We start from the raw sequence: 12,974 nt of genomic DNA, 5'->3' as shown, positions 1-12,974 counted from the left end.
CATGGCGCGCACCTATGACCTCGAACCGTTCGACCTCGACTTCTTCGACACGGCCCCGATCTCCTATCGCATCGACATCAACATCCCGGTGTCACCTCAGCGCGCGTGGGCCGAACTGACCAGGCAGAACACACTGGACTGGTGCAAGGCGATCAAGTCGATCGAGTTCACCGCGGCGGCGCCCTACGGAGTCGGCACCACCCGGCAGGCGTCGCTCGCCCCGGGCTATGTCACCCTCTCGGAGGTGTTCTTCGACTGGACCGAGGATGCCGAGAACTCGAGCTACCACAACGCTTTTCGCGTCGCGAAGGTCAATGTCCCCGGGATGCGGCGGTTCGGCGAGTACACCGAGATCACCCCGGCGGCAGTCGGGTCGCGTCTCGTGTGGGCGTTCGCCCTCGAACTCGGCCCGTCGTCGCGGGCGCTGAATGCGTTCTCCAACCCGGCCTCGGTGCCGGTGTTCAAGAGCATCGAATCGGACACCCTGCGGCACTTCGCGCATCTGACCCCGCAGGCCTGACCCGGACCGGGCGCTCAGCCCCTCAAGGCCCTGCCACCCCAACGGTTCAGCGCAGGAAACCCGCCTGAGCCAGCGCCTCGCGCACCGTCGCCTGGTGGTCGGGCCCCCGGGTCTCGGCGCTGACGGTCACCTGCACCTGCCCGAGCGCGAGTCCCTCGGCGACACGTGAATGGACCACGTCGACGACGCTGGCGCCCTGGTCACGCAGCATTTCCAGCAGCGAGATCAGACCCCCGGGGCGGTCGGGCACGGTGGCGGTGACGGTGAGGAACCGTCCGGCGGCGCTCAGTCCGGTCGTGGTGACGTGGCTGAGCACGAGCGGATCGATGTTGCCGCCGGAGGCCACCACACACACCGGCCCCGACAACTGTCCACACGCGCCTTCCACCACCGCCGCGACCCCGGCTGCCCCGGCCGGTTCGACGAGGAGTTTGGCGCGCTCGAGCATCAGGAGCAACGCGGTCGCCAACGCGTCCTCGTCGACGGTGACGACGTCGTCGACGAGTTCGGTCACGTGGGCGAACGGGACCTCCCCCGGTAGTGCCACCGCGATGCCGTCGGCCATCGTCGCCATCCGCGCCGCGGCCGTCGGCGATCCGGCAGCCAGCGACTGTGGCCACGCGGCCGCTTCTGCGGCCTGCACACCGATGATCCGCACGTCGGGGCGAACGGGTTTGACCGCGGCCGCGATACCGGCGAGCAGCCCGCCACCGCCGAGCGGCACCACGATCGTGCCGACGTCGGGCATCTGCTCACAGATCTCCACGCCGACCGTCGCCTGCCCGATCACGATGTCGCGATGATCGAACGGGTGGATCAGTACTGCTCCGGTCCGCTCGGCGAATTCGCGTGCGGCGACCAGGGATTCGTCGATGGTGGCACCGACGAGCTCCACCTCGGCGCCATAGGCGCGGGTGGCGGCGATCTTCGGCAGGGCCGCACCGACCGGCATGTACACCCGCGAGGAGATCCCCAGTCTGCTCGCCGACCACGCCACGCCCTGCGCGTGGTTGCCCGCACTGGCCGCGACCACACCGCGCTCGCGTTCGGCCGGGTTCAGCCGGCTGATCCGGTAGTAGGCCCCGCGGGGTTTGAACGATCCGGTGCGTTGCAGGTTCTCGCACTTGAGCCAGACCTCGCGGTCGGCGCGCTCGCTGAGCACCCGGGACGCGACCATCGGGGTACGACGCATGACGCCGCGCAGTTCGGTGACGGCGTCGGCGATCTCGGACGCGGTGATCAGCATGGGCGTCGCTACTGCAGTGCCTGCTCCAGGTCGGCGAGGATGTCGTCGACGTCCTCGATGCCGACCGACAGCCGCACGAGGTTGGCGGGCACCTCGAGCAGCGAGCCCGCCGTCGACGCGTGGGTCATCGCGCCGGGATGCTCGATGAGTGACTCGATCCCGCCCAGGGATTCGGCGAGGGTGAACACCTCGGTGCGCGCGCAGAACTTCTGGGCGTCCTCGATGCCGCCGGCCACGAGGACCGAGACCATCCCGCCGAAACGCTTCATCTGCTTGCTCGCGACCTCGTTACCGGGGTGCATCGGCAGTCCCGGGTAGAGCACGCGGTCGATCCGGTCGTGATTCGACAGGTAATCGACGACGGCTTCGGCGTTGTCGCAGTGCTTTTCCATCCGCACTGCCAGGGTCTTGATGCCGCGCATGGTCAGGTAGGCGTCGAAGGGCCCGGGTACCGCACCGGCCCCGTTCTGCAGGAAGGCGATCGCGTCGTCGAGTTCGGCGTCGTCGGTGACCAGAGCGCCGCCGACCACGTCGGAGTGCCCGCCGAGGTACTTCGTCGTCGAGTGCAGCACGACGTCGGCCCCCAGCGACAGCGGCTGCTGCAGGTACGGTGTGGCAAAGGTGTTGTCCACCACCAACTTTGCGCCGGCGTCGTGGGCGATCGCGGCGGTCTGTTCGATGTCGCCGACGTTGAGCAGCGGATTGGTGGGCGTCTCCACCCACACCAACTTCGTCTGCGGGGTGATCGCCGCACGGATGGCGTCGGCGTCGGTGACCGGCGCAACCGAATAGGTGATGCCCCACTGGGTGAAGACCTTGTCGATGAGCCGGAAGGTGCCGCCGTAGGCGTCATTCGGGATGACCAGATGATCCCCGGGGCGCAGGCACGCACGGAGCAACGCGTCGGTGGCGGCCATCCCGGAGGCGAAACCCCGTCCGTAGGTGCCGTGTTCGATCGCGGCGATGTTCGCCTCGAGCACCCGGCGCGTCGGGTTGCCGGTGCGGGCGTATTCGAATCCGTCGCGCATGCCGCCGACGCCGTCCTGGGCGAAGGTCGAACTGGCATAGATCGGGACGTTGACCGCCCCGTTGAGCGGGTTGGGCTCGTAGCCGGCGTGGATGGCGTCGGTCGCGAAACCGCGGGGACGCTGCTGGGAACTCACGGGATAACTCCTCGTCGGTGGACGTCGGGGGAAGCCGGTGTCAGCCGGCGGTGATGGTCGGATGGGTGCTGACGAAGGCCAGCAGATCGTGGCGGGTGATGACGCCGATCGGCTTGCCGTCCTCGACCACCATCAGCGCGTCGGTGTCCGAGAGCGCCTTGGTCGCCGCCGACACCGGCTCGCCGGAACCGATGAGCGGGAACGGTTCTCCCATGTGCGCCGACACCGGGTCGGCGAGGTTGGCGCGGCCCTCGAACACGGCGCTGAGCAGATCCCGTTCGGTGACCGCTCCGGCGACCTCGCCGGCCATCACCGGCGGCTCGGCACCGACGACCGGCATCTGCGACACCCCGTATTCACGGAGGATCTCGATGGCGTCGCGCAGGGTCTCCGACGGATGGGTGTGCACCAGGTCGGGCAGTGCACCGGTCTTGCCGCGCAGCACGTCGCCGACGAGCGGTTCGGTGGCCTTCGCGTCGAGGGGGGTCCGCAGGAAGCCGTAGCTGCTCATCCACTCGTCGTTGAAGATCTTGGCCATGTAGCCGCGGCCACCGTCGGGCAGCAGCACGACGACGACGGCGTCGGGACCCTCGCGCTCGGCTACCCGCAGTGCCGCGACCACGGCCATCCCGCACGATCCGCCGACGAGCAGGCCCTCCTCACGGGCCAGACGTCGCGTCATGTCGAAGGAGTCGGCGTCGGAGACCGCGATGATCTCGTCGGGCACGCTCGGGTCGTAGGCCTCCGGCCAGAAGTCCTCGCCGACACCCTCCACCAGGTAGGGCCGTCCGGTGCCACCGGAGTACACCGACCCCTCGGGGTCGACACCGACGACCTTTACCGCGCCGCCGGAGACCTCTTTCAGGTAGCGCCCGGTGCCGGTGATGGTGCCGCCGGTGCCGACACCGGCCACGAAGTGGGTGACGGTACCGTCGGTGTCGGCCCAGATCTCCGGACCGGTCGTCTCGTAGTGACTCTGCGGCCCAGCGGGATTCGCGTACTGGTTGGGCTTCCACGCACCGTCGATCTCGCGGACCAGCCGGTCGGAGACGTTGTAGTAGCTGTCGGGGTGCTCGGGTGCGACCGCCGTGGGGCAGACGACGACCTCGGCGCCGTAGGCGCGCAGCACGTTGCGCTTGTCCTCGCCGACCTTGTCGGGGCAGACGAACACGCAGTGGTATCCGCGCTGCTGTGCGACCAGCGCCAGACCGACCCCGGTGTTACCCGACGTCGGCTCGACGATGGTGCCGCCGGGCTTGAGCGCACCGGATTTCTCGGCGGCCTCGATCATGCGAAGCGCGATGCGGTCCTTGCTGCTGCCCCCGGGGTTGAGGTATTCGACCTTGGCCGCCACCAGCCCGGAGCCGGGCGTGACCACCGAATTGAGTTTGACCAGGGGCGTGTTGCCCACCAGGTCGACGACGTGATTGGCGATGCGCATGCCTTCCATGGTCCCAGAACCGTCTCCGTCGTTTCCATCCGACGTCGGTTCCCGGATCGCCGAACATCGCCGTGCCGATGGCGACCCGCAGACCCGCAGGTCACCGGTCGTCGGCAGAAGCATCGGTAAGCTGTCACCCGTGACCGGTCCGCGCCCCACCGACCACCATCTGTTGCGCGATCTCGGGGCCACCGCGGCCGCGACGACCGCCGCTGCGGGCATCACGTGGGGTGGCTACAACCTGCTGGTGTGGCAGGCGCAGAAGGCGCGCACCGTCATCCCGCACCGCACCGACAACGCTCCCGACGGTGACGGGATCTATCGACCCGACGGCAGTGGCCCGCATCGGGTCACCCGCGACAACCGCGATGAGATCGAACTACATCTGGCGGTGTTCGGGGATTCCACCGCCGCCGGTCTCGGCGCCGACACCGGCGCGCAGACGCCGGGCGCGCGGGTGGCCCGCCGAGTGGCCGTCGAGACCGGGCACGTGGTGCGCTACAGCAACAAGGCGATCGTCGGTGCGACGTCGAAGGGCCTGGCCGCGCAGATCGACGCCATGCTCATCGCCGGCGATCGTCCCGACATCGCGGTGATCCTGGTGGGCGCCAACGACGTCACCGCCCGCAACGGCGTTCGCGCCTCGGCGGGCCGACTCCGGTCGGCGGTGAGCAGGCTGCGCGCCATCGACGCCCAGGTGGTCGTCGGTACCTGCCCCGATTTCGGTGTGATCACCGCGATTCCCCAACCGCTGCGCTCGGTGCTGCGGATATGGGGCATGCGACTGGCCGCGCGGCAGAAGGCCGCGGTCGTCTCGGCAGGCGGGCGTGCGGTCCCGATGGCCGATCTGCTGGCGGAGGACTTCCGCGACGCCCCGGACCGGATGTTCTCCTTCGACCGCTACCACCCCTCGGCCGACGGATATGGGCTCGCCGCCGACATCCTGCTTCCGGAGGTGCTCGCGGCGCTCGGCGAGTGGGGTCCCGAGCCGCTGCCCGAGCCGCCCGAGGTGTCGCCGTCGGTGGACAACAGCAAACTCACCGAGAGGATCCTGCGGATCGCGCGCACGGTGCGCTGAGCGTTGCCGGTTGTCGCTGTCAGACCGCGGCGCGGCCGTCGGGCAGCAGCAGCGAGGCCGCGGCGCCGACGGCGGCGAGACCCGCAGCCCACCAGAACGCGTCGTGGAAGCCGGTGCCGGCACCCATCCCGGCGGTCAGCACCACTGCGAGCAGGGCCGTGCCGAACGATCCGCCCACCTGTTGGAAGGTCCGGTTCAACATGCTGACGTCGTGACGTGCCGAGCCCGGCAGCCCGATGAAGCCGGCCGACATCAGCGGCGACAGCAGCGTCCCGAGACCGAAGCCGCGGACGAGCAGCACCACCATCAGCCAGACCGTGTTGGTGTGATCACCGGCGAGCGCGAACGGAACCGTCGCCGCGGCCACCACCGCGAAGCCGGTGACCGCAACCCAGCGCGCGCCGATCGTGTCGGTGAACCGTCCGGCCAGGCTTCGGGTGGCCAGCGCCCCGACCCCCTGCGGGATGAGCACGAGCGCGGCCTGCAGGACAGAGTCACCCCTGATCTGCTGAAAGTACAAGGGCATCAAGAACATCGCGCCAAAGGAGGCAATGCCGAAGAAGCACAATCCAAGCGATGACACGCTCACCGAACGCCGCCGCAGTTCACCGACGTTGACCAGGGCGACTCCATTCCGACGCAGCGCATGCCAGGTGAAGGCGGCGGTCAACACCACGCCCGCGGCGACCGGAACGATCACATCCATCTGCCCGATTCCGTTGTGCGCGTTGGAGAGACCGAGGAGCAACGCCGCCAGCCCTGGCGCGAGCAGCAGCAGTCCGAGTACGTCGAGCGGTGCCGCGGAGCTGCGGTCGGCGGGAATACGTCTCGCGAGGATCAGTGCAGCGATGCACAACGGCACGTTGACCAGGAACAGCCAGCGCCAATCGAGCCAGTTCAGGATGATCCCGCCGACCACCGGCCCGAGGATCGGCCCGAGCGCCGTCGGCAGACTCACCATCGCCACCAGTCGGCCCAGCGCCACCCCGCCGGAGGCCGCCACCAGTATCGACGTCATCAGCGGCATGATCAGCCCGGCACCGAATCCCTGGATCACCCGAAAGGCGATGAGCGAGTCGATGTTCCACGACGCCGCGCACATCACCGATCCGGCGAGGAACAGCACGAGCCCGCCAGTCCATGCTGCGCGGGAGCCGAATCGGGTTGCCGCCCAACCCGCCAGCGGAACAGCCACCGCGAGTGCGAGAAGATACCCCGTACTCACCCATTGCACGGTGCTCACCGTCGCGTGCAGATCCCGACTCAACGCGTCGAGCGCGATGGTCACGATCGTGGTGTCCAGAATCGGCGCGACGAGTCCGACGATGACCGCGATCGCCACCCGCCGGACCTCGCGCGGTACCTCCTGCGTCGGCGGCGTTTCGCCGACGGTCTCGTGGCCGTTCGCACCTTCGTCGTGCCGCACGGTGGACATGAGCGGGCCTCGTTCCCCATAGAGTCATTAAGATACATTTGTGTATCTATTTCTCGACCGTAGACCGGCGCGATAAGATACGCAAGTGGATCTTGAGGAGCGGGCTAAACCGACCCGTCGCCGTGGGGCGGAACTCGAGGCGGCGATCCTCGACGCCGCATGGGATCAGTTGCGTGACCGCGGCTACGGCGGTCTGACGTTCGAGGCGGTGGCCGAGCGAGCGGGCACGAGCCGACCGGTGCTCTATCGCCGATGGTCCGACCGCGCGGACCTGGTGCGTGCGGTGATCCGACGCCGCGGCGAGCTGGCCGCTCCTGTCCTCGCCGATACCGGGACGCTGCGTGGCGATCTGCTGGCCGCGTTACGCGACGCCAACCGCAACCGGTCGAACTTCCTGGTCATGCTCAGCGCCGCGCTCGGCGAGTTCTACGCCGAAACCGGGGACACCCCACGCGATCTCCGCGCGGTGCTCTTCGACGGTCGGCCGTCGAACCTCGACACGATCCTCGAGCGAGCGGTCGCGCGCGGCGAGGTCGACCCGTCGCGACTCACCGCGCGAGTGGTCGCCGTGCCGTTCGACCTCTACCGTCACGAGGTGATGATGACGCTGGCGCCGGTCGCCGATGAGACGCTCGAGGAGATCGTCGACGAGGTCTTCCTGCCGTTGGTCACGCCTGGCCCCGGGTAGCCGCCCGCACCCGATGGCGCCCGATCGGCCGCATCGCGCGGTCCAGTAATCTGGGCCACATGCCTGAAGCCGTGATTGTCGCCCATGCCCGCTCCCCGATCGGCCGCGCCGGGAAGGGGTCCCTGAAGGACATCCGCCCCGACGAGCTCTCTCGCCAGATGATTGCCGCCGCACTGGCGAAGGTTCCCGAACTCGACCCGACCGACATCGAGGACATCCACTGGGGTATCGGCCAGCCCGCCGGACAGGGTGGCTACAACATCGGCCGCGTGCTCGCCGTCGAACTCGGCTACGACCACATCCCCGGCGTCACGGTGAACCGCTACTGCTCGTCGTCGCTGCAGACCACCCGGATGGCGTTGCACGCCATCCGATCCGGCGAAGGTGACGTCTTCATCTCCGGCGGCGTCGAAAGCGTCTCGAGCTTCGGGATCTCCGGTGGTGCCGACGGCGCCCCGAACTCCAAGAACCCCATCTTCGACGACGCGATCGCCCGCACCGAGAAGACCGCTCAGGGCGGTGCCCCGGCGTGGCACGATCCGCGTGAGGACGGCATCCTGCCCGACGTCTACATCGCGATGGGTCAAACCGCCGAGAATGTCGCGAGCTTCACCGGCATCTCCCGCGAGGATCAGGATCGTTGGGGTGTGCGCAGCCAGAACCTCGCAGAAGAGGCCATCAAGGCCGGCTTCTTCGAGCGCGAGATCGATCCGGTGACGCTGCCCGACGGCACCGTGGTCAGCACCGACGACGGTCCGCGCGCCGGCACCACCTATGAGAAGGTCAGCCAGCTCAAGCCGGTGTTCCGCCCCGACGGCACCATCACCGCGGGCAACGCCTGCCCGCTCAACGACGGCGCGGCCGCCCTGGTGATCATGAGCGACACCAAGGCCAAGGCGCTCGGGCTGACCCCGTTGGCCCGGGTGGTCGCCACCGCCGCGACCGGACTGTCGCCGGAGATCATGGGACTCGGCCCGATCGAGGCGATCCGCAAGGTGTTGAAGGTGTCGGGGATGTCGTTGTCCGACATCGACCTGGTCGAGATCAACGAGGCCTTCGCGGTGCAGGTGCTCGGCTCGGCCGACGCCCTCGGCATCGACCACGACAAGCTCAACGTCTCCGGCGGTGCGATCGCCCTCGGCCATCCCTTCGGCATGACCGGTGCCCGCATCACCACCACCCTGCTGAACAACCTGCAGACCCACGACAAGACCTTCGGCATCGAGTCGATGTGCGTCGGTGGCGGTCAGGGCATGGCGATGGTGCTCGAGCGCCTGCGCTGAGCTGATCAGAACAAAGAAGAACCCCGCTCCTTCGCCGAAGGAGCGGGGTTCTTCTTTGAAGTCCGAGGACTAGTCCGACTGGAAGTAGCTCAGCAGTCGCAGGATCTCGACGTAGAGCCAGACCAGGGTGACCGTCAGGCCCAGTGCCACACCCCAGGCGGCGCGGTCGGGGGCGCCTGCCCGGATGAGGCGGTCAGCGGCATCGAAGTCGACGAGGAAGCTGAACGCGGCCAGCGCGATGCAGATCAGCGAGAAGATGATCGCGATCGGGCCACCGTCGCGCAGGATGCCGGCACCACCGGTGAACAGGCTCATGATCAGGTTGCCGACCATCAGCACGATGACGCCGATGAGCCCGGCGAACAGCATCCGGGTGAACCGCGGGGTCACGCGGATCGCACCGACCTTGTAGACCAGCAACATGCCGAAGAACACACCGAAGGTGCCCAGCACGGCCTGCCCGATCAGTGCGCCGGCACTGGTGCCGCTGACCATCCAGTTGGCGAAGACGTAGGAGATCGATCCGACGAACAGGCCCTCGAACACCGCATACCCCAGCACGATCGCCGGATTGTCCTGCTTGCGCCCGAACGAAGCGATCAATACCAGGACCAGCCCGACGATGGCACCGATGCCGAACAGCGGCATCGCGAGCGCTTCGTTCGCCGACACCAGGAAGTAGGCCGCGATCGCCGAGATGGTGAGCACGCCGAGGGTGATGGCGGTCTTGGTGACGACGTCATCGATGGTGAGCTGCCGGGTCGTCGTGGTGGGCTGCTGGGTGTACGGCGGCACCTGCTGGCCGTACTGGTTGTACATGGCTGCCTGACCGGCACCGGCCGCACCGGTGCCGAAGCCCGCATAGCCGCCGGCGGTTTGATTGTCGCGGACCACGCCGCGCATCACCGGATTGCTGCTATCTCGCACCTGGCGCTCCCTATCTGAACGTGAGTGGGTATCTCGTCTGGACAACGGGCGATCACCCGTCAGAGTTCCGACTTTACCTTCTCTTGACCATTCGCGTCAGGAGCCGGGTCCGACAAATCGGTCAGCGGGTGCTCAGCTCGGACAACAGCCGGCGGACCTCGTCGGGCTCGAAGGCCGCGGTCACGCCCATCACGGCCCGGCCCACACACATCGACCGCAGCATCGTTTCGGCACGTTCGAGGTCATCGCCCCAGTTCAGACTGGGCTTGGAGATCATCAGCGAGGCGATACCGTGGGCAGCCGACCACCATTCGAGGACGATGTCGGCAACTTCCCCTGCCTCGAACATCCCCGCCTCGGCGAGTTCGGTCACGGTGCGCGAGAACCGCACGACCGCCGACGTGGCGAGGACCTCGTCGACCCTTGTCGGGGTGTCGGCGGTGACACGGGAGAACGCTTGCCGATACAGCACCGGGGTCGACAGCGCGAACCGGATGTAGGCCATCCCGAGGCTCAGTGCCCGCTCGAGCGGGTCGCCGACCCCGGCCTCGGCGTCGGCCAGTTTCTCGTCGAGTTGCTCGAAGTAGTGGGCGCACACGGCGTCGAGCAGTGCGTCCTTGTCGGCGAAGTGCAGGTAGATCGATGGCGGCGTCACCCCGACGCGGGTGGCGACGGCACGGATCGACACCGCCGAGGCATCTGCCTCGTCGAGGAGCAGGTCGGTGGCGGCGTCGATGATCTCGTCGGCGAGCAGTTCACCCGATCCGCGGGGGGATCGGGTCCGCCGCCTCTGGATGGTCACGTTTCTCCTGAAGGTCCGGTATGGGCTGGTGGTCGGTGGGGTCCTCTGCTGGTGGGTGTTCGTCGGCATCCGGAGGGTCGGACTGTGCTGCCTCGGTGAGGCCGATGCGATCGTGCAGCGCCCGCAGCGGACGTGGCGCCCACCAGTTGGCGCGGCCGGCGATCCGCATGAACGCCGGTACCAGCAACATGCGAATGACCGTGGCATCCATCAGGACCGCCAGTGTCAGCCCCACGCCGAACATACGCATGAACGACACCTGAGAGGCAGCGATTCCCGCGAACACGATGCTCATCAGCAGGGCTGCTGCGGTGATCACGCGACCTGTGCGTGCCAAACCGATGGCCACGGCGTGATCGTTGGCCGCCCGTGTGCGGTCCGAGGCCAGCCACTCCTCACGGATTCGGCCGAGCAGGAACACCTCGTAGTCCATCGACAGCCCGAAGGCGATGCAGAACATCAACACCGGCATGGTGGCCACCAGGAACCCCGTTGCGGTGGTTCCCAGTCCGCCGAGATGGCCCTCCTGGAAAAACCACACCATCGCCCCGAACGTCGCCGACAGCGACAGCACGTTGAGGACCAGCGCCTTCAGCGGCAGGACGACGCTGCCGGTGAACAGGAACAGCAGGATGAACGTGGCGATGGCGATGACACCGAGCACCCACGGCAGATGCGCGTAGATGGAGTCGACGGTGTCGGTGTTGCTGGCTTGTAGCCCCGCGAATTGCGACGTCATGCCCTCCGGGACGGGCGCTGCACGCAGGGCTGCCAGCTCGTCGGCGCCGGCGTCGGTCAGTGGCTCGGCGCTGCCGCTGACCGACAGCAGCGCGGTGGTGGTGCCGTCGGCCGCCGTGTGGAGGTCACCGGGCTGCGGTGGTGCCACCTGCCTGCCGTCGACGAAGGTGCCGGCGGCACCCGACACCGAACTGATCCCGTCGACACGCGACAGGGTTTGCGCGTAGTCGATGCGTGTCGGGTCGGTGCCACCGGTGACGACGGCGGTCAGTGCGCCCGAGAGGTTCTCGGCGAAGTCGGCGCGCATCTCCTGCGACACCTGGTGCACGGTGGCCGTCTTCGGCAGGACCCGGTCGTCGGGGAAGCCGAAGGTGATCGACGCGAACGGCGCACCGAGGACCAGGAGCACCAGGATCGCACCGGCACCCACCGGAACAGCATGCCGCAGAACACCACGGACGAACCGATACCACCGGCCCTGCTCGATCAGGACCGGTGCGGGCGCGTTCCGACCGAGGAGGCGGCTCAGTGGTCTGCGGGCGTCGAGTGCATCGATACGCGGGCCGAGCAGCATGAGCATGGCCGGGGTCAGCACCAGTGCGGCGAGTACGGCGACGACGACCACCCCGAGCCCCGCGTAGGCGAACGACCGCAAGAAGTACATCGGGAAGATCGCCAAGGCGCACAACGACAGTGCGACGGTGACGCCGGAGAAGGTGACCGTCCGGCCTGCCGTCTGCATCATCACCGCGATCGCCGACCGCGTGTCCCGGCCAGCGGCGAGTTCTTCGCGATATCGGGTGACCATCAGCAGGGTGTAGTCGATCGCCAGCGCCAAACCCATTGCGGTGGTGAGATTCAGCGCGAAGATCGACACGTCGGTCATCGACCCGATGACGCGCAGCATCGCGAAGGTCGCAACGATCGCGACGACGCCGACGAGGATCGGCAGCAGCGCCGCCACCACTCCCCCGAACACGACGATGAGCACGAGGAAGCTGATGGGGATCGCGATGGCCTCGGCGACCGCGAGGTCGCGGGTGGTCTGCGCGTTGACGTCGTGGAAGACCATCGCCTGCCCACCGGCCCGGATGGTGATGCCCTCACGCGTGCCGCTGTAGCGCTGGGCGAGTTCCTCGGCGTAGCGCGGCGCATCGTTCTCACCGCCGGCCAGAGTCGTGACGATCAGCACCGACGACTTGTCCTTGCTCAACAACGCCGGAGCGAGGTCGGGATTGGTCCAGACCGACAGGATCGGTTGTTGCACATGACCACTCGAGCTCAATTCGGAGACGATCTGTTGGCCGGTCGTCTTCGCGGCCGGGTCGGTCGCCATGTCGACGCCCGGCGCGCCGTCGAGCTTGAGAACGAACTGCGGACCACCCCGATCGAAGGTCTTGTCGATGACCGAGGCCGCCTTCGCCGACTCGGAGTTCGGGTCCTCGTAGCCGCCGGCAAGCAGATGACCCGCCGCGGACGCGCCGTACAGTCCACACCCCACGAGCAGCACGAAGGCCACGGCGAGAACGGTTTTGGGAAATCCGGTCAAGAACCGGGTCAAACGATCCAGCATGGCCACTCCAGCCGTGGAAGGTGAGTTACCCCCGTTAAGTTATCGGTAGTAAGTCAACGGGTCAAGGCCGTGTCCACCGT

General features: G+C 67.9%; 11 protein-coding genes. 4 read left to right on the top strand and 7 right to left on the bottom strand.

What is annotated here, in order from left to right:
• The first annotated feature begins 1 nt into the window (after position 1).
• A complete protein-coding gene (locus AC5ZH6_RS08135; RefSeq protein ID WP_496168903.1) occupies positions 2 to 520 on the top strand; it encodes an SRPBCC family protein in 519 nt (172 codons plus the stop codon).
• 46 nt (positions 521 to 566) lie between these two features.
• On the opposite strand, the gene ilvA is transcribed toward AC5ZH6_RS08135, so the two are convergent.
• Genes ilvA through AC5ZH6_RS08120 form a run of 3 tightly spaced genes read right to left on the bottom strand, consistent with a single transcriptional unit; the run spans position 567 to position 4,370 of the window.
• Positions 567 to 1,766, bottom strand: coding sequence for a threonine ammonia-lyase (gene ilvA, locus AC5ZH6_RS08130; RefSeq protein ID WP_006372316.1), 1,200 nt, complete (start codon positions 1,764 to 1,766; stop codon positions 567 to 569).
• A gap of 8 nt (positions 1,767 to 1,774) precedes the next feature.
• Entirely contained in the window at positions 1,775 to 2,929 is a 1,155-nt protein-coding gene (locus AC5ZH6_RS08125; protein WP_006372317.1) for a cystathionine gamma-synthase, read from the bottom strand.
• 40 nt (positions 2,930 to 2,969) lie between these two features.
• Positions 2,970 to 4,370 carry a cystathionine beta-synthase gene (locus tag AC5ZH6_RS08120; protein WP_014359406.1) on the bottom strand — a complete coding sequence of 467 codons (1,401 nt, stop codon included), beginning with the start codon at positions 4,368 to 4,370 and terminating at the stop codon, positions 2,970 to 2,972.
• Positions 4,371 to 4,509: 139 nt separating this feature from the next.
• Here AC5ZH6_RS08120 and AC5ZH6_RS08115 point away from each other — a divergent pair, with 139 nt between their 5' ends.
• Positions 4,510 to 5,448: an SGNH/GDSL hydrolase family protein gene (locus AC5ZH6_RS08115; RefSeq protein WP_006372319.1), complete on the top strand. Its 939-nt coding sequence runs from the start codon at positions 4,510 to 4,512 to the stop codon at positions 5,446 to 5,448.
• Between the two features lie 19 nt (positions 5,449 to 5,467).
• On the opposite strand, the gene AC5ZH6_RS08110 is transcribed toward AC5ZH6_RS08115, so the two are convergent.
• Positions 5,468 to 6,883, bottom strand: a complete 1,416-nt coding sequence (locus AC5ZH6_RS08110; protein WP_496168901.1) for an MDR family MFS transporter — start codon at positions 6,881 to 6,883, stop codon at positions 5,468 to 5,470.
• Between the two features lie 85 nt (positions 6,884 to 6,968).
• Here AC5ZH6_RS08110 and AC5ZH6_RS08105 point away from each other — a divergent pair, with 85 nt between their 5' ends.
• On the top strand, positions 6,969 to 7,571 hold the full coding sequence (locus AC5ZH6_RS08105) for a TetR/AcrR family transcriptional regulator (protein ID WP_014359403.1): 603 nt from the start codon (positions 6,969 to 6,971) through the stop codon (positions 7,569 to 7,571).
• A 59-nt stretch (positions 7,572 to 7,630) separates the two neighbouring features.
• Positions 7,631 to 8,854 (top strand): acetyl-CoA C-acetyltransferase, encoded by a 1,224-nt coding sequence (locus AC5ZH6_RS08100; protein WP_496168899.1) that lies wholly within the window; start codon positions 7,631 to 7,633, stop codon positions 8,852 to 8,854.
• Positions 8,855 to 8,923: 69 nt separating this feature from the next.
• Here the strand turns inward: AC5ZH6_RS08100 and AC5ZH6_RS08095 are convergent, their stop codons facing one another.
• The 3 genes from AC5ZH6_RS08095 to AC5ZH6_RS08085 all read right to left on the bottom strand — a co-directional run bounded on the left by AC5ZH6_RS08095 (position 8,924) and on the right by AC5ZH6_RS08085 (position 12,894).
• Positions 8,924 to 9,781, bottom strand: coding sequence for a Bax inhibitor-1/YccA family protein (locus AC5ZH6_RS08095; protein ID WP_014359401.1), 858 nt, complete (start codon positions 9,779 to 9,781; stop codon positions 8,924 to 8,926).
• A gap of 121 nt (positions 9,782 to 9,902) precedes the next feature.
• Positions 9,903 to 10,583 carry a TetR/AcrR family transcriptional regulator gene (locus AC5ZH6_RS08090; protein WP_271355328.1) on the bottom strand — a complete coding sequence of 227 codons (681 nt, stop codon included), beginning with the start codon at positions 10,581 to 10,583 and terminating at the stop codon, positions 9,903 to 9,905.
• Entirely contained in the window at positions 10,537 to 12,894 is a 2,358-nt protein-coding gene (locus tag AC5ZH6_RS08085; protein ID WP_496168898.1) for an MMPL family transporter, read from the bottom strand. The genes AC5ZH6_RS08090 and AC5ZH6_RS08085 overlap by 47 nt, the downstream gene beginning before the upstream one ends.
• Positions 12,895 to 12,974: the final 80 nt, after the last annotated feature.

This window comes from Gordonia sp. YC-XJ4 (genome assembly GCF_059511865.1).
The sequence above is the reverse complement of the archived record's forward strand: the minus strand, read 5'-3'. Positions and strand labels throughout refer to the sequence as shown.